This window comes from Acidovorax sp. 56 (genome assembly GCF_002749705.1).
GTDB lineage: Bacteria > Pseudomonadota > Gammaproteobacteria > Burkholderiales > Burkholderiaceae_C > Acidovorax.
Genome location: NZ_PEEV01000001.1, coordinates 1,683,530 through 1,700,140, shown reverse-complemented (window position 1 = coordinate 1,700,140; position 16,611 = coordinate 1,683,530). Strand labels below are relative to the sequence as shown.

At 58.3% G+C, this 16,611-nt stretch carries 16 protein-coding genes, 1 tRNA gene and 1 pseudogene; 10 read left to right on the top strand and 8 right to left on the bottom strand.

From position 1 onward, the window contains the following. Window positions 1-13 precede the first annotated feature (13 nt). Window positions 14-373, bottom strand: a pseudogene (locus tag CLU88_RS07550) (integrase core domain-containing protein); the annotation flags it as partial. Window positions 374-742: 369 nt separating this feature from the next. Between CLU88_RS07550 and CLU88_RS07540 the strand changes: the two are divergent. Beyond that, window positions 743-1,366 carry a tyrosine-type recombinase/integrase gene (locus CLU88_RS07540; protein WP_099656059.1) on the top strand — a complete coding sequence of 208 codons (624 nt, stop codon included), beginning with the start codon at window positions 743-745 and terminating at the stop codon, window positions 1,364-1,366. Window positions 1,367-1,555: 189 nt separating this feature from the next. Here the strand turns inward: CLU88_RS07540 and CLU88_RS22725 are convergent, their stop codons facing one another. After that, window positions 1,556-2,626 carry a hypothetical protein gene (locus tag CLU88_RS22725; protein ID WP_143225957.1) on the bottom strand — a complete coding sequence of 357 codons (1,071 nt, stop codon included), beginning with the start codon at window positions 2,624-2,626 and terminating at the stop codon, window positions 1,556-1,558. Window positions 2,627-2,784: 158 nt separating this feature from the next. Between CLU88_RS22725 and CLU88_RS22720 the strand changes: the two genes are divergently transcribed. Continuing rightward, a complete protein-coding gene (locus CLU88_RS22720; protein ID WP_143225956.1) occupies window positions 2,785-3,111 on the top strand; it encodes a hypothetical protein in 327 nt (108 codons plus the stop codon). Window positions 3,112-3,509: 398 nt separating this feature from the next. Here the strand turns inward: CLU88_RS22720 and CLU88_RS07535 are convergent, their stop codons facing one another. Beyond that, window positions 3,510-3,782, bottom strand: coding sequence for an H-NS family nucleoid-associated regulatory protein (locus CLU88_RS07535; protein WP_099656058.1), 273 nt, complete (start codon window positions 3,780-3,782; stop codon window positions 3,510-3,512). Window positions 3,783-4,290: 508 nt separating this feature from the next. On the opposite strand from CLU88_RS07535, the gene CLU88_RS07530 reads away from it, so the two are divergent. From CLU88_RS07530 to CLU88_RS07520, 3 genes are all read left to right on the top strand, one after another. Beyond that, the gene (locus tag CLU88_RS07530; RefSeq protein WP_099656057.1) at window positions 4,291-4,617 is read left to right on the top strand and encodes a type I restriction endonuclease subunit M; all 327 of its coding nucleotides are present in this window, start codon (window positions 4,291-4,293) and stop codon (window positions 4,615-4,617) included. Between the two features lie 3 nt (window positions 4,618-4,620). Continuing rightward, window positions 4,621-5,232 carry a hypothetical protein gene (locus CLU88_RS07525; RefSeq protein ID WP_099656056.1) on the top strand — a complete coding sequence of 204 codons (612 nt, stop codon included), beginning with the start codon at window positions 4,621-4,623 and terminating at the stop codon, window positions 5,230-5,232. 177 nt (window positions 5,233-5,409) lie between these two features. Then, window positions 5,410-6,699 carry a hypothetical protein gene (locus tag CLU88_RS07520; RefSeq protein ID WP_099656055.1) on the top strand — a complete coding sequence of 430 codons (1,290 nt, stop codon included), beginning with the start codon at window positions 5,410-5,412 and terminating at the stop codon, window positions 6,697-6,699. A gap of 145 nt (window positions 6,700-6,844) precedes the next feature. On the opposite strand, the gene CLU88_RS07515 is transcribed toward CLU88_RS07520, so the two are convergent. The 3 genes from CLU88_RS07515 to CLU88_RS07505 all read right to left on the bottom strand — a co-directional run bounded on the left by CLU88_RS07515 (window position 6,845) and on the right by CLU88_RS07505 (window position 8,420). Next, window positions 6,845-6,934: transfer RNA gene (locus CLU88_RS07515), tRNA-Ser, on the bottom strand. Window positions 6,935-7,018: 84 nt separating this feature from the next. Beyond that, on the bottom strand, window positions 7,019-7,936 hold the full coding sequence (locus CLU88_RS07510; RefSeq protein ID WP_099656054.1) for an SPFH domain-containing protein: 918 nt from the start codon (window positions 7,934-7,936) through the stop codon (window positions 7,019-7,021). A gap of 58 nt (window positions 7,937-7,994) precedes the next feature. Continuing rightward, window positions 7,995-8,420: an NfeD family protein gene (locus tag CLU88_RS07505; RefSeq protein WP_099658716.1), complete on the bottom strand. Its 426-nt coding sequence runs from the start codon at window positions 8,418-8,420 to the stop codon at window positions 7,995-7,997. A 161-nt stretch (window positions 8,421-8,581) separates the two neighbouring features. Here CLU88_RS07505 and CLU88_RS07500 point away from each other — a divergent pair, with 161 nt between their 5' ends. After that, window positions 8,582-10,864, top strand: a complete 2,283-nt coding sequence (locus tag CLU88_RS07500; protein ID WP_099656053.1) for an arginine/lysine/ornithine decarboxylase — start codon at window positions 8,582-8,584, stop codon at window positions 10,862-10,864. Window positions 10,865-10,968: 104 nt separating this feature from the next. On the opposite strand, the gene CLU88_RS07495 is transcribed toward CLU88_RS07500, so the two are convergent. Beyond that, a complete protein-coding gene (locus CLU88_RS07495) occupies window positions 10,969-11,862 on the bottom strand; it encodes a DNA ligase (RefSeq protein ID WP_099656052.1) in 894 nt (297 codons plus the stop codon). A gap of 105 nt (window positions 11,863-11,967) precedes the next feature. After that, window positions 11,968-12,768, bottom strand: a complete 801-nt coding sequence (gene fabI / locus CLU88_RS07490) for an enoyl-ACP reductase FabI (protein WP_099656051.1) — start codon at window positions 12,766-12,768, stop codon at window positions 11,968-11,970. A 162-nt stretch (window positions 12,769-12,930) separates the two neighbouring features. Here fabI and CLU88_RS07485 point away from each other — a divergent pair, with 162 nt between their 5' ends. From CLU88_RS07485 to CLU88_RS07470, 4 genes are read left to right on the top strand one after another with little or no spacing between them, the layout of a single operon-like run. Beyond that, complete coding sequence (locus tag CLU88_RS07485; RefSeq protein ID WP_099656050.1) at window positions 12,931-14,700, top strand: extracellular solute-binding protein; 1,770 nt, start codon at window positions 12,931-12,933, stop codon at window positions 14,698-14,700. Between the two features lie 11 nt (window positions 14,701-14,711). Then, window positions 14,712-15,755 carry a microcin C ABC transporter permease YejB gene (locus tag CLU88_RS07480; RefSeq protein ID WP_099656049.1) on the top strand — a complete coding sequence of 348 codons (1,044 nt, stop codon included), beginning with the start codon at window positions 14,712-14,714 and terminating at the stop codon, window positions 15,753-15,755. Between the two features lie 9 nt (window positions 15,756-15,764). Then, window positions 15,765-16,199 (top strand): nucleotidyltransferase domain-containing protein, encoded by a 435-nt coding sequence (locus CLU88_RS07475; RefSeq protein ID WP_099656048.1) that lies wholly within the window; start codon window positions 15,765-15,767, stop codon window positions 16,197-16,199. Continuing rightward, window positions 16,189-16,605 (top strand): DUF86 domain-containing protein, encoded by a 417-nt coding sequence (locus tag CLU88_RS07470; protein ID WP_099656047.1) that lies wholly within the window; start codon window positions 16,189-16,191, stop codon window positions 16,603-16,605. The genes CLU88_RS07475 and CLU88_RS07470 overlap by 11 nt, the downstream gene beginning before the upstream one ends. Window positions 16,606-16,611 lie beyond the last annotated feature (6 nt).

Here is a 16,611-nt window from a genome sequence, read left to right as displayed (position 1 = left end):
CTGAGAAGTAGAGCTATGCGGCCATGGCCAACCGCTGCTTGGGGGGGATGCCGCCCAAGGCCATATTTGGGCGTTCATGGTTGTACATCCACATCCACATCCATTGGGTGGCGTACAGCCTGACCTCATCAAGGTCTGTCCAATGGTACTGCGAGAGCCATTCGTAGCGCACCGTCCGGTTGAAGCGTTCAACATAGGCGTTCTGTTGTGGCTTGCCCGGTTCGATGTGCTCAAAGCGAATGCCCCACGACATGCCCCAGGCCTCGATAGCCGCGCTGATGTACTCCGGGCCGTTGTCGCAGCGAATGACCTGCGGCTTGCCACGCCAGGCTATGACCTGTGTGAGCGTGTGGATCACCCGCAGCGTGGGCAGCGGGCTGAGCGACAAGGTCAGCCGTCATTATCCGTACCTCCGGCGCAGGCTTTGCAGCGGCGCCCGTTGAGCGCATGCACCCGTTAGGCCCGGGGTGCGGGGGCGAACCGACGGTGGCGGTTTTGTGTGGCGCAGCGGCCCGCAGCGTCGGTTCCGGTATGGACCTGGGTCTTCAGGTGGGTTTCAGCGTAGGAGGAAAAGCGCCCGAACCGGACGGTCACCAGTGCCGGCTCCTGGCCGGTAGCGTGAGCCCCTTCCTGCACCGCAAAGTTGACAGTGAGGAATGACAAGATTCGAATGCAGTGACCCTTTCGTCGAAAGCGGCAAAGGAGCAAGCTTGATGGTCTCTCAACTCGATAGGAGACCGTCATGGAAATCGTAGCCAACTCTATTCATCGCGAGCCATGGAACAAGGGCAAGATCGTCGGGCAAAAGGTCCCTTTCAAAGTCAAAGACATCTGGGCGCTCCGTGTTCGGCTTCAAATGGAAGGCCGAGTGCGTGAACTGGCTCTCTTCAACCTGGGTATTGACAGCAAGCTGCGTGGATGCGACCTCGTGGCACTCAAAGTCCGCGATGTGTGTCATGGCGAACAACTATCCGCGCGTGCCATCGTCATGCAACAAAAGACCAAACGCCCAGTACAGTTTGAGATTACCCAAACCACAAGGGACGCTTTGCAAGCTTGGATCAAGCAGGCAAAGTTGAAGTCCGAGGACTTCCTTTTCCCCAGTCGGCTACACAGCTCTCCACATCTTGGCACTCGGCAGTACGCACGAATCCTTGGGCACTGGGTCGATGAACTAGGCCTCGATCGTGCTGAATATGGAACGCATTCAATGCGCAGGACCAAGGCTACGCTGATCTACAGACGCACCAAGAACCTACGCGCAGTCCAGCTGCTACTTGGGCACTCAAAGTTGGAGTCGACGGTCCGATATCTTGGCATTGAGGTGGATGATGCCCTTGAAATTTCGGAGCAGACGGAGATTTGATCATCTAGAAGATCTGCCACTCCACCTGACAAATTGGGCGGCAGATCCGAATGACTGCAGTGCGGAAACAGTTTGAAATCGCACTACCGGCCAACACCAGCCGGTGACTGACAAAGAAAGCGGACACTCGACGTTGGAAATCAGCGGCGCAGGCACGGCGTCCGCAGGATTGACCTTTTACAGCTTGCTCTAAATATTTCGATAATACCACTCAATAACCGATTCCAAGTGATTGATATGATCTTTCGCTACATCATGAGAATAGGCGTTTAAAGCATGGGCAATTGAATTTCTTGCCTTGTAAGCATTGTTCAATCCATCGAAAAGTGGTTGCGGCAGAGTAAATCCATAGCTACTAATTAAAGTCTTTGCTCTTTCTCTAAACGAATGGTTTTTAATTTTATTTTCAGCTTTTAGAGCATCATTATTTTCCAAGAACAATACAATCTCAAAAAATGCTCTTTCAACGGCAGAAGACGCCGTGACAAGTGCTATCTCGTGGAATCCATCGTTCAATAACAGTCTTGATTTATAAAGAAATTTTAATACTTGCCTGCAGTCCCAGGAGTTGGGTTTTTTGTTCCATGAACCCAATCTTGACCCTGGATCGTAAAGGTTGCTATTGAAATAGCAATGCTTGTCTCCAGACTGAACGACGGATGCCAGCAGCATCGCATGAATCTCCTCCGATTCAGCGTGTATCCAAATAAAAACAGCATCTTTTAACTGTCTATGTCCAAAAGGCCAGCCTGAAAATCTAGGACCTGTAATATTGTTTATATCTGCTACGTACTTAGCGATCAATGCATCTCGAACATCATTACTAAATATCCCATGAAATATACGAAAGTCATTGTCAGCCCATTCCGTGCCAGCAAAAGCGCTTAACTCTTCAGACGGAAGAGTGTACTTTTCATTTTTGCTGATTATGGTTATTCCTGGCAACCAATCCCAATGTTCCATACAGCCAGGACTGAGAAATTCTTTTTTGACTGCATTTACCCCCCAGCTGTTGTAAGGGTCATGGTTTCTGGCTAAGTAAAAATCTGAAGGTTTAAAGTGAGTGTTCGAATCTAACGGCCCATCTCCAGCAACGATAGTAAAGGGAGATATGTGGAAAGAAATCCCGATGTAATAATCACCACCAGGCTTGCTTAGCCAGCTATCAGGGGCATTATCTGGAATTTTTTGATCTAAATTCCATATTTGAGATGGTTTGCACCATCTTCCGTCTTCAGTATTCCAGCCTTTCAGTGTCAAGGTAACTCCATTTAGATGTGTCGCAATGTAGACCGTACCAACCCATAGGCCATATCTAGCGCTTGTGGTGGAAATCGGCACGCAAAAAGCGCCGCAAGGGCGGTCGCAGCCTAGCTGTACAGCACGAGGTCTGCATATATAAAGAACTAAATTTAGCCATGAAACCCTCCGCCCCTCCTTTGCTGCGCGCCACACGGTTACTAGATCAGGTCCATGAGCAATTTCATTACAAACACTATAGCGTGCGCAATGAACAGGCCTACGAGGAATGGGGTACACGTGTTTGTGAAATGGCACGGTTTGCGGTATTCGCGAAACATGGGGCAGTGGGAGATCGGGGTTTTTTAGCCATATTTGCCAATGAGCGGCGGGTGGCGGCTGCCACGCATATTTGCAAGCCCGTTTCGATGCACACCTTGCGCTACAGCTTCGCCATGCATTTGCTGCAGTCGGGCACCTACTTTTCACAGTGCAGGAGCTGCTGAGCGCTCGGACGTAAGCACGACAGTGATCTATACCCCAGTTCTGACAGCCGCTGCCGGCGGAGCCTCCAGTCCATTGGAATCCTTGGCGTTGAACATGCGGCCTAGCTGGATGGCGGCTTTGGAGCTTCTATCTGGATGACGGCTAGGGGTCGATTGCGCCAGTTCAACCGCATGAAAGCGGTCTTTCATGCAATGCATTCCGGCATTGAACAATCAGTGTCCGGTCTCAGTGGTAGAGCAGCCATAGGCATCACCATTTGCTGGATGTCCGGTATTGGTCGGGGCAGTCGTATCGATAGCCGAAGCCGAGTGACCCAGATCAGCCTGAAGCGGCCACGTTACCAGCGACCGTCGATGAGATTGGTGACCACTGCCAAGCATTTGCAGCAACAAGCGAGTCAAACCAAAAACTCTGCCCGATTCTTCCCTTCGATCCATTTTGGCGCTCTTCCTCTGCCGCTCCAACTCGCTCCCGTCAGAGGGTCGCGGTACTTGGCCGCCACGCTTTTGACCACTGGCTTCCAAGGAAAGACCTGCTGCGCAGTAAAGCCAAACTCGGCTATCAACTCATGGACCGTCTCCAGTGCTTGCTTCGCTTGCGCTTTGCGCGCCACGGCAATTTTTTGATCCAGTGCAGCTTTTTGAGCCAGTAGTTCTTGGTAGGTACTCATGAGGTTTTGTTTTTCCAGTCAAGCCTATGAGGATAGCGCTAAACACTTGGTCTTTTAGCGCCTCTTGCCCTATTCAAATAGTGTTCGCCATCAAATTCTGCTTTTGGATATTCTGTTTTGAATGGCTTTCTTGCCAAGGTTTGAATATCGAGTGATATTTCGCTGATATATTGCTGATTTTGCTTTGTGATATAATGATATTGCTCGATATTTGATGTGCCACCGGTTCATATATCAATATCAGCTTTCTCCCCGCCTGTATTCCCAGGTCGCGTTCTCCCCATCCCCCAGCTTGATTTCCCTCGCGCCGTAACCCTCGGTAGCGTGCGCGCGGCTGTCGCCATGACAGCGCGCGTGGCACCGCCGTGGCCGTGTCATCGCGGCGGGGATGGCTTGTGTGGTGGCAGATCGCGCCAGGGTGTGCTGGCGGTGGTGCCGAGCGCATAGCTGCGCTTCGTTCTTTCCCCCCTTTTCCTTCTCCCTTTCCTTTCTTCTCAGGAGCTTTCCCATGACCTCTTCGCCTGGTCAGGCCGCCGCATGTGCGCGTTACGAACAACAACGCACCCCCTTGTTCTCCTTGGGCACCGTGCTGATCACCCCCGGTGCACTCGACATGCTCGAAGCACTGCAGTTGGCACCGCTACCGTTTGTGCTGCGCCACGTCGCGGGGGATTGGGGTGACCTGTGCCAGGAGGACAAAGAAGCGAACGCTGCGGCGCTCACGTACGGCAGCCGTTTGCTGTCGGCCTATGACATCCCCCCGAACCACCGGCTGTGGATCATCACCGAGGCCAACCGGCGCTCGACCACTTTGCTGCTGCCGGAGGAATACTGAGCAATGCTGCATTCCTACCATTGCCACCCCCGCATCAGTGCTGGCATGCATGGCCCCATGGTGGGCAACCAGCGGCTGCATGTGCGCCAGGGGGAGGTGGATGCCACTTGCGGCTACCACTGTGTTTTGATGGCATTGATGGTGTTGGGCCAAGTACGGCGCAACGCGCTGATTTGGGACACCCGCGATGCGCGCCTGCAAGCGCTGCGCAAAGTGGCGCAGCGGTACTACTTTGATGGCTGCGAGGTCCAAGAGCTACAGCAACAACTGGCCCCCTATGCCGAGCAAGTGCACTGCAAGGAATTGCGCTCGCGCGTAGCTGAACGTGCCTTGGATGCGCTGGCCGATGGAAAGCTGTGCCTGGTGTGCTTTTCTACGGAGCGCTACATGCATTGGGTGCTGGCTGTGGGCATGCGCTTTGAGGCAGAGGAACCCGCTGACTTGCTGGTGCTGGACCCGGCCATGGCCCCGATACCGCTGGTGCCGTGGAATGCCATGCTGACCGGCTGGGCGAGCAAACAGCCACGGCGTGTGGTGGCCACGATCAGTGAGCGCGTGAACATCGACGCGGTGTTGGTGCTGTCGCCTGTGGTTCAGGCGCAAGAGGGCGAGTAGGCCGTTCGGCAGTTATGTCGTTCAGCTTCGCTCGTTTTCTTTTTCCCCCTTTTCCCTTTTTTTCTTACTGAACTTCCGCTTTCCGTAGCGCTGGGCTCACAGCTCAGTGCCGCTGCCGCATGAGCACATGGCTGGCGGGAGTTCGTTTTGAGCTGTTTTGTTTGGAGGTGCTTTGTGATGACCAACGATTCCTTGTTGCCACCGCCGCTGGAGCGGTTGCTCACTGCGCTGCTGGAGTTGCCGCCCTTGTTGCCCCTGCCTGGTTTGGTATCCCCCCAAGAAGCCGGTGACGGTGCTGCGCAGCTGGTGCTGGAAGTGCTGGACACGGCGCTGCACACCCCGCCCGCGCAGCCCCAGCGCATGGCTGCAGTGCGGTATTTCTGCAAACACGCCCGTCACCGCCTGGGCTTGTCGTCCTGGCGGGATCTTCAGGGCTTGCTGGAGCTGTACCCGCAAAGTGACGAAGGCGATGCCGAAGTGGCGCGCTTGCTATGGGGAATGGAGGCCCAGGAGCATGTACGGGCGCTGCGCTTGCTGGTGTGGTTCATGGCGGCGTATGACATCACCGAGCTGTGGCAGTGGCATGCGTGGATGGGCACAGTCGGGTTTGAAGAAGCCTTGCGGGAATCGCTCGATACGCTGGGCGCTGTGGCGGTGGTGCTGTTGTGGCAAGCCAAGTCAGGGCGCACAGACCACGCCTGGGTACAGCGGTTCGCCCGCAGGGCGCTGGGGCATTCGGTCAGCGAAGGGCCTGCCATGCTGGCTTTCAGAGATGCGGCAGAGGCGATGGGGGTGCCGCAAAGGGTGCTGGCCCGACAGGTAGCGCATTGGGAGCGGGCGGCAATGGGTGTTGACGATGCACCGGGCCTGCGGGTGCTCTGGTGGCAGTGTGTGGCCGAGGCGTTGCAGGTGCATGTAGCCCAAGAAAGCGGCACAGCAGCCAGCGGTGACGAATGGCGAGTCGATGTGTCGCCAGTACCTGCGTTGCGCTATTCAGAGGCGGGCGTGGTGCTGGAACCTCAGGCGAGGGAACTGCAAGCCAACACCCCTGTGGTCACAGCGCTGCGACTGCACCAACGGAGCTGGGCGCAAGGCTTGGGGCTGTGGCTGGAGATCCAGGGGGAGGGGCGGCTGTCGGCGGTGCACCAAACGGCCATTGCCGAGCGGTTTGAGGCGGCGGGGCACCGGGCACCACAGTTGCGGTACGTGAACGCAAATAGTGCTCACCCAGCCACATGGCTGGCGACATGGCACTGGGAAGAAACGGTGTGGGTGCCTCGGGATATGCCTGTGGCTGGTGTGAAGCGCTGGGCGTTGGAGACGGCGCTCAAGGCAACCGAGCACTGGCTGCTGATGTGCGGCATGGTGGCGCTGGCAGGAAAGCCGCTGGGGGCTGCGCTGGCGCTCGATACCGGGCTGGTGGGGGTGGATGTCAAAAGGGAAGCCACCAATGAAAAAAAGTTCTAGGGCCAGGGGCGCTAGAACTTCTTCAGGCTGGTGGGAGTGCCACTTTCTGAGCCAAAACTGGCTGAAAGTAACCGTATAACCAGCCGTATAACGGTTTGATGACTTTGCTAAAAGTCTTTGAAAATCAATGACTTAGAGCTGTATCTGGCGGAGAGGGCGGGATTCGAACCCGCGGTGGGGATTAGCCCACACACGCTTTCCAGGCGTGCGACTTAAACCGCTCATCCACCTCTCCGAAGCCCGCTACTATAGCATTGCTTTTGCGGGTTACGTTTGAACTGTGTGAATTTCTTTCGGGCGCCCCGGGCGGGCGTGTCGTTCACTGGCCGCGCTGCGTGGTCTGCACCATCTTCATGGCAGACCCGATCAAGGCAGATACCTCGGTCATGTTGCTGGGCACGATGAGGGTGGTGGTCGCGTCCGATGCGACCTGGCTGTAGGCCTCGACGGCTTTCTCCGCCACCTTGAGTTGCACGGCCTGCTCGCCGCCGGGCTGGCGGATGGCGGCGGCCACGCGTTCAATGGCGTGGGCGGTGGCTTCGGCCACGGCGGTGATGGAGGCGGCTTCGCCCTGGGCCTTGTTGATGGCTGCCTGCTTTTCGCCTTCGGAGCGGGCGATGAAAGCCTCGCGCTCGCCGGTGGCGATGTTGATCTGTTCCTGGCGGCGGCCTTCGGAGGCCGCAATCAGTGCGCGCTTTTCGCGTTCGGCGGTGATCTGGGCCTGCATCGCGTGCAGGATTTCCTTCGGCGGGGTCAGGTCTTTGATTTCATAGCGCAGCACCTTCACGCCCCAGTTGAGCGCCGCTTCGTCAATCGCCTGCACGATTTGCGCGTTGATGATGTCGCGCTCTTCAAAGGTCTTGTCCAGTTCCAGCTTGCCGATGACCGAGCGCAGCGAGGTCTGCGCCAACTGGGTCACGGCCATGATGTAGTTGCTGGAGCCGTAGCTGGCGCGCATGGGGTCGGTGACTTGGAAGTACAGGATGCCGTCCACTTGCAATTGCGTGTTGTCGCGGGTGATGCAGACCTGGCTGGGCACGTCCAGGGGGATCTCCTTGAGGCTGTGTTTGTAGGCGACGCGGTCCACAAACGGCACCAGAAAATTCAGGCCCGGGGTGAGGGTGCCTGCGTACTTGCCCAGGCGCTCTTTGACCCAGGCGTTTTGCTGGGGCACGACCTTGACGGAGCGGGCGATGAAGATCACCGCAATGATCAGGAAGACGATGGCAATTTCCATGAGAAGCCTTTGGTTTGCAGGTGAACAAATAAAAAGAGGTGCGCCAGAAAGAGGGCGTTCAGACCGGGTCGACCAGCAAGCGGTTGCCGACCAGTTCGGCCACGCGGTGCATGCCTGTGGCCGGCTGCACGCCCGTGCGGTGGATGGCCGTCCACGTGGCGCCGCGGTACTTCACGCTGCTGGTGCCGTCGGGGTTCCAGTGGTCGATCAGAATGGTTTCGCCCACATCCAGGTTCACACTGCGGTCGGCGCGGGCGGATGGATCTCCGGGGCGCTTGCGCCGCACGGCATGCCAGCCGATGACCGATCCTCCGCCCACCACGGCGGCCGTCACTATTTGCAGTGTGGTGGACATGCCCAGGTGGGCTGCGATGGCTGCAGCGGCCACGCCCAGGGCCAGCATGAGCAAATAGAAGGTGCCGGTGAGCAGTTCTGCCGCCACAATTCCCCCGGCCAATAACCACCAGAGGGTGGATTCCGCCATACAGCCTCCTTGCGTGCGGGCACGCGCCTGTGTGATGTGTTTAGTGCACCACATTCTGGGTCAAAAGGATTGGACTTCAAAGGCGTGACACGGTTATTCCTTACACTTCGCGCCTATTTCGTTTTTTGGCCGGGCAGGGCACGGTTTCACGGAGGCTGCGCATGAAGTTTCGCTTTCCCATCATCATCATCGATGAAGACTATCGTTCCGAGAACACTTCGGGTCTCGGCATTCGCGCGTTGGCGCAGGCCATAGAGGCCGAGGGCTTCGAGGTGGTGGGGGTGACCAGCTACGGCGATCTGTCGCAGTTCGCCCAGCAGCAAAGCCGCGCCAGTGCCTTTATTCTGTCCATCGACGATGAAGAATTCACTGTGGGCGAGGGGCTGGATCCCATCGTTTTGAGTCTGCGCAATTTCATTGGCGAAGTGCGCCGCAAGAACACCGAAGTGCCGATCTACGTGCATGGTGAAACCAAGACCAGCCGCCACCTGCCCAACGACATCCTGCGTGAGCTGCATGGCTTCATCCACATGTTCGAGGACACCCCCGAATTCGTGGCCAAGCACATCATCCGCGAGGCCAAGAGCTACCTCGAAAGCGTGCAGCCGCCCTTCTTCAAGGCGCTGCTCGATTACGCCGAAGACGGCTCTTACAGTTGGCACTGCCCCGGCCACTCGGGTGGCGTGGCGTTTTTGAAGAGCCCGGTGGGCCAGATGTACCACCAGTTCTACGGCGAGAACATGCTGCGCGCCGACGTGTGCAACGCGGTGGAGGAACTGGGCCAGCTGCTGGACCACAACGGCGCCATCGGCGAGTCTGAGCGCAACGCCGCGCGCATCTTCAATGCCGACCACTGCTTCTTCGTGACCAACGGCACGTCCACATCGAACAAGATGGTGTGGCACCACACCGTGGCGCCCGGCGATGTGGTCGTGGTGGACCGCAACTGCCACAAGTCCATCCTGCACAGCATCATCATGACCGGGGCCATCCCCGTGTTCATGAAGCCCACGCGCAACCACTTCGGCATCATCGGGCCCATCCCGCAAAGCGAGTTCGAGCCTGCAGCCATCCAGGCCAAGATCAAGGCCAACCCGCTGCTCAAGGGCGTGGATGCCAAGAAGGTCAAGCCGCGCGTGCTCACGCTCACGCAGTCCACCTACGACGGCGTGCTCTACAACACCGAAACCATCAAGGGCATGCTCGACGGCTACGTGGACAACCTGCACTTTGACGAGGCCTGGTTGCCCCACGCAGCTTTCCACCCGTTCTATGGCAGCTACCACGCCATGGGCAAGAAGCGCGCGCGCCCCCAGCACTCGGTGGTGTACGCCACGCAGTCCATCCACAAGCTACTGGCCGGTATCAGCCAGGCATCGCACGTGCTGGTGCAGGACTCGCAAACGGTGAAGCTCGACCGGCCCTTGTTCAACGAGGCCTACCTGATGCACACCTCGACCAGCCCGCAGTACAGCATCATTGCCAGCTGCGACGTGGCTGCCGCCATGATGGAGCCGCCCGGTGGCACCGCGCTGGTGGAAGAAAGCATTCTGGAAGCGCTCGACTTCCGCCGCGCCATGCGCCAGATCGAGGACGACTTCGGCAAGAACGACTGGTGGTTCAAGGTCTGGGGCCCTGAAAAGCTCGTGGACGAGGGCATGGGCCGCGCCGAAGACTGGATCATCCGCAGCGACGCCAAGGGCAAGAAGGGCAGCAAGTGGCACGGCTTTGGCCAGTTGGCCGACGGCTTCAACATGCTGGACCCGATCAAGTCCACCATCGTCACGCCCGGCCTGAGCCTGGATGGCAAGTTCGACAAGACGGGCATCCCCGCGTCCATCGTCACCAAGTACCTGGCTGAACACGGCGTGGTGGTGGAGAAGACGGGCCTGTACAGCTTCTTTGTGATGTTCACCATCGGCATCACCAAGGGCCGCTGGAACACGCTGCTGACTGCACTGCAGCAGTTCAAGGACGACTACGAGAAGAACCAGCCCATGTGGCGCATCCTTCCCGAGTTCTGCCAGCAGCACAAGCGCTACGAGCGCATGGGCCTCAAGGACCTGTGCCAGCACGTGCACGAGATGTACGCCAAGTACGACATCGCGCGCCTGACGACCGAGATGTACCTGTCGGACCTGACGCCTTCCATGAAGCCCTCGGACGCGTACGCCCACATTGCCCAGCGCAAGACCGAGCGCGTGGAGATTGACCACCTGGAAGGCCGCATCACCGTGGGCCTGGTCACGCCGTACCCACCGGGCATTCCGCTGCTCATTCCGGGCGAAGTCTTCAACAAGAAGATCGTGGACTACCTCAAGTTCGCCCGCGAATTTGCCAAGCTGTGCCCCGGCTTTGAGACCGACATCCACGGCCTGGTGGAAGTGGAAGACGAAAGCGGCCAAGTCCGCTTCTACGCGGACTGCGTGGCCAACAAGCCCTGATTGCCGCCGGAGGGCCATCCGAGGCTCCGCTTGCCGATAGGGTTTGAATGAAAATGGCTGCTAGCGCTTATCCATCAAGCGCTAGTAGCTATTTTTTTGATAGCTTATTGCCCAATCGATGGGGGCGCCGTGGTGGCAGGCATGTCCAGCCGCACCCGCACAAAGCTGGCAAAGCGCGGCAGGCCGCCCTCGTGTGTGCCGCGAAAGCGGTAGGTCACCCAGCTGCCAACGGGCGGCGGATCGGCGCGGTCGGCGTCGGTCAGGCCTGCGCCCAGCTTGAAGCGCTGGCCTGTGGGCATCTCCACCAGCAGCGCGCCCAGCCGCCCGGCGTGTTTGCCCTTGCCCGGCAGGTGGCCCACCACCAGGGCCTCGGTGTCTTCGTGGGTTTTGAGCTTGATGAGATCGTCGCTGCGGCCTGACCGGTACAGCGAGCTGCCTTTGTGCAGCATCAGCCCCTCACCCCCGGCGCGCACCGTGCGTTGCAGCAGGGCCTGCAAGGCGGCATCGGAGGCTACACGTTGCTGTGGCACGGCTTGCACCCAGTTTTGCTGAATGGATGCGACCAGCGTCTTCAAGGCCCCCAGCCGTTCGTCAAAAACACCACCATGGGCGGGCAGGTCAAACACCATGAAGCGCATCTGCCGCCAGGCTGCGTCATCGGGCTGCTGCAGGCGCGTGGTGGACTGGGCGTGCCCAAAGCGCCCGCGCCCGGCCCACAGCTCGCCATCCATGGGCGTGGCGGGCCAGCCTGCGGTAAACCACGCGGGCGCGGCCACCGTTTCGCCACCCCGCGTGCGCAGCGTGTGCCCATCCCAATAGCCGCGCACACCGTCGTACTTCTCGCTCACCCAGTAGTCGGCCAGTGGCATGCCAGGGCGGTATACATTGGCCAGCAGCAAGGCGGGCGCGTCGGCGGCCCACGCCTGGGGCAGGGCCAGCGTGAGGAGGGGGCTCAGGGGCGCCAGGCCCAGCCAGGTCAGGCAGCGTCTGCGGTGCATAGGGGGATGTGGGGATGGTTTGCTATCAAAAAAATAGCTTCTAGCGCTTATGGGGTAAGCGCTAGAAGCCAATTTGTTATGGAGCCTGTTCAGCCCAGCAGGGTTTTAGACCTGGTCAGCGCTCAGGCCTGCGGTCTGGCTGAAGCCACCGTCCACGTAGGTGATCTCTGCGGTCATACCCGAGGCCAGGTCGGACAGCAGGAAGGCGGCCACATTGCCCACGTCTTCAATCGTCACGTTGCGGCGCAGGGGCGAGGCATCGGCCACGCGGGACAGCAGCTTGCCGAAGTCCTTGATGCCGCTGGCGGCCAGGGTCTTGATGGGGCCTGCGCTGATGCCGTTGGCGCGGATGCTGCGGCCGTCTTCGGTGCGGCCCACGGCCTCGGCCAGGTAGCGCACCGAGGCTTCGAGGCTGGCCTTGGCCAGGCCCATGGTGTTGTAGTTGGGGATGGAGCGCAGCGCGCCCAGGTAGCTCAGCGTGATCAGTGACGACTTGTCGTTGAGGTAAGGCAGGGCCGCCTTGGCCATGGCCGGGAAGCTGTAGGCACTGATGTCGTGCGCAATGCGAAAGCCTTCGCGGCTCAGGCCGTCGAGGAAGTTGCCGGCAATCGCCTCACGGGGGGCAAAGCCAATGCTGTGCACAAAGCCGTCAAATTGGGGCCACACCTGGGCCAGGTCGGCAAACATGCGCTCGATCTGCTCATCGCTGCCCACATCGCAATCAAAGATCAGCTTGGAGTTGAACTCGGCGGCAAAGTCGGTGATGCGGTCCTTGAAGCGCTCGCCCACGTAGCTGAAAGCCAGCTCGGCGCCTTGTTCGTGGCAGGCCTTGGCGATGCCGTAGGCGATGGAGCGGTTGGACAGCACGCCGGTGATGAGCAGCTTCTTGCCGGTCAGAAAACCCATGTTTGTTCTCCTTGTGGAATGGGGATGGGGCCTGCAGGCGCAGTGCATGTAGATATGCGCTGCCTGCTGCAGTGGCCGATGAACGTAGTGCAGAATTGTCGCATGTGCCTTGTTGCAATCTGCTCTCGTTGGGTCCGCGCGGTGTTGTGTGCTGTGTGTGGCATGGTTATTGGATCGACGTCCTGGGCCGCGCATGCTTATTCACAATTTGGTGATGTGAAGTACCCGCTGGGCTTTACCCATTTTGACTATGTCAACCCTAACGCTCCGAAGGGCGGTGAGATTCGTTTGGTCCCGCCCATTGCGGTCACTAATTTCGATAAATTTAATCCGTTCACGCTGAAAGGAACTCCCCCTGCGGGGATGCAGGAGTTGGTTTTCGAGTCACTGTTGACAGGTAACTTAGAGGAGCCGTCCACGGGGTATGGATTGCTTGCAGAAGACGTGGACGTGCCTCCTGATGGTTTATCGGTGACCTTCCGGATTCGTAAGGAGGCGCGTTTCAGTGATGGATCTGAGGTGTTGGCCGCTGATGTGGTTCATTCGTTCAACACGCTGATGAGCAAGCAGGCATCTCCCCAGTTTCGGACGATTTTTGCTGACATCAAGACAGCTCGCGTGTTGGGCGAGCGACTGGTCAAATTTGAGTTCGCCAGCTCTAACCGAGAGTTACCGCTCGTGGCTGGGAGCATTCCCGTTTTCAGTCGGAAATGGGGTGCCGGCAAGCCTTTCGACGAAGTAGTCACTGATTTGCCAATTGCATCTGGGCCTTACCGGCCGTCCGGGTCTCAGTTGGGTCGCGACATTACCTACGTTCGTGACAAGAACTACTGGGGCACATCCTTACCTGTGCGCAAGGGTACGTATAACTTTGATCGAATCACCTACAAACTCTATTTGGACGACACCAGCCGTTTTGAGGGGCTAAAAGCGGGTGAATATGATTTGAAGCGGGAATTCATTTCAAAAAACTGGGCGCGCCAGTACACGGGCAAAGCGTTTGATTCCGGAGTAGTCAAAAAGCAGGTGTTTGAGCATCGCAACCCTGGAGACTTTCAGGGCTACACATTCAACTTGCGTAATCCCAAGTTCAAGGACATTCGCGTCCGCAAAGCCATTGCACTGACGATGGATTTTGAATGGCTCAACCGTCAGATGTTCTATGGCTTGTACAAGCGGGTGGAGGGCTATTTCCCAAATAGTGATTTCCATGCGTCTGGGTTGCCAGGGCCTGCAGAAATGGCTTTGCTTGAGCCACTGCGCGACAAGCTGAACCCCGATGTTTTTGGACCGGCTTTGCGATCACCCAGCACGCTACCTCCATCCAGCTTGCGGGACAACCTGCGCCAGGCGAAACAGTTGCTTGCGGAGGCGGGGTGGGTCTACCGCGACGGAGCCCTGAGAAACGCCAAAGGTGAGGCGTTCGAGATCGAATATCTGAATGCTCAGCCATCGTCGGTGAGATTGGTCAGTCCCATGCAGATTGCATTGAAAAAGCTGGGAATCGATCTGAAGATCCGTAATGTGGATGGTGCCCTTTATCAGCAGCGAATGGATGAGTTCGAATTCGAACTGGGCAGCCTTCGCATTCCAGGGCGAACTTCTCCTGGTAGCGATCTCTTTGAATACTTTGGTTCCAAGGCCGCTACCACCCCGGGGTCAGCAAACATGTGGGGTATTACCGATCCGGCCGTGGACAGTCTGATTCGCTCGGTGCTCTCTGCAAAGTCCAAGGCGGATGTGTCTGCTGCGATGCGCGCACTGGATCGGGTGTTGTCGCACGGCTACTACTCGATTCCCCAGTGGTACAGCGACGAGTTTTTTGTTGGCTACCGGCCTGCTGGTTTTGTCTTGCCCGCGACGATTCCGCCCTATTACCAGCCAGACTCCTGGGCTGCCGCCACATGGTGGGCTTCGCCAACGACCCGCTAGGTCCACATTGCATGCTCAGCTACATACTCAAACGCATTTTGTTGATGGTGCCCACGCTGTTGGGGGTGCTGCTTCTGACCTTTGTGGTCATTCAGTTCGTGCCGGGCGGACCGGTTGAGCAACTGGTGTCTCAGTTGCAAGGCCGTTCTTCCGGTGGGGAGGGGGCTGCTCCGAGTTCTGGGACGGGGAGGGATTACCGTGGCAGGCAAGGGCTGAGTCCGAAGCAGATTCAGGAAATTAAGGAACTCTATGGATTTGATAAGCCTGCACATGAGCGCTTCGTAAAAATGCTTTGGTCATTTGCCCGGTTTGATCTGGGGCAGAGTTTTTATCAGCGAAAGGCGGTTTGGGACCTCGTTCGCGAAAAGCTGCCTGTTTCCATCAGCCTGGGCCTGTGGACGTTTTTTATCAGCTACCTTGTTGCAGTGCCGCTGGGCGTGGCCAAGGCGGTGCGCGCGGGCTCGCGGTTTGATCTGGTCACCACGCTGCTCGTGCTTTTGGGCTACGCCATTCCAGGCTTTGTGTTGGGTGTGGCGCTGCTGGTGGTGTTTGGCGGGCAGCTGCAGTGGTTCCCACTGCGGGGGCTCACGTCTGCCAATTGGGCAGATCTGTCGCTGTGGGGCAAGGTCACCGACTACCTCTGGCACATTGCGCTGCCCATCACGTCCATGGTGCTGGGCAGCTTTGCCGTCACCACCATGCTCACCAAGAATGCGTTTCTGGAAGAGATCCGCAAGCAATACGTGCTCACCGCCCGCGCCAAGGGCCTGAGCGACCGGCAGGTGCTGTGGAAGCATGTGTTTCGCAATGCGCTCATTCCCATCATCACCGGCTTTCCGGCCGCGTTCATCGGTGCGTTCTTTACCGGCTCCCTGCTGATCGAAACCTTGTACTCGCTCGACGGCCTGGGCCTGCTCAGCTACGAAAGCGTGATCCGCCGCGACTACCCCGTGGTGCTGGGCACGCTGTATTTGTTCACGCTGATCGGCTTGGTGACCAAGCTGGTGAGCGACCTGTGCTACGTGTGGGTAGACCCCCGCGTGAAGTTTGATTGAAAGACACGCATGCCATCGACGCGCACGCCATTTGCATCTTTGCCCGCCGACGTGATAGAGCTCACCGTGCATCTGCTGCAGGCCCAATTGCCGGGGCTGCTGGCGGTGTATGCCTTTGGCAGCCAGGTGCAAGGCACGGCAACGCCTCAGAGCGATCTGGACTTGGCGGTCCTGGTGGCTGGTTACGCCGATGTGCTCCAGCTGTGGAGTTTGTCGGGCGAGTTGGCTGACGTGGCCGGTTGTCCTGTCGATTTGCTGGATTTGCGCGCTGCTTCCACCGTGATGCAGTACCAAGTCATCACGCAGGGCGTGCGATGGTGGGCCAGTGACGCCCAGGCTGCCATTTTTGAGAGTACTGTCCTGAGCGAAAAGACCGAATTGGATGCGGCGAGGGCGGGTTTGCTGGCGGACATTCAACAGCGTGGGAGTGTGTATGGTGGATGACGTTCTGATCAACAAGGCCGCAACGATTGAGCGCTGTGTGCAGCGCGCGCGTGAAGAGTATTTCAGTGACCCCGCCAGCTTTGCCGCCAACTTCAGCCGCCAGGACGCCGCAATTTTGAACATCCAGCGCGCCTGCGAGGCCGCGCTGGACATGGGGCAACATTTGATCAGGCGTGACCGGCTAGGCGTTCCGCAAAGTGCGCGGGATGTGTTTGCCCTGCTGGCCCGCGCCAGCCGCATTGAACAGGGGCTGGCTGCAAGCCTGCAGCGCATGGTGGGCTTTCGCAACATTGCGGTGCACGATTACCAGAGCCTGCAATTGCCCATCACCGTCGCCATCATTGAAAAGCACCTGGACGAATTTTTGCAGTACAGCAAGGCCCTCTTGTTGCACGACGCTGCATGACTTTGG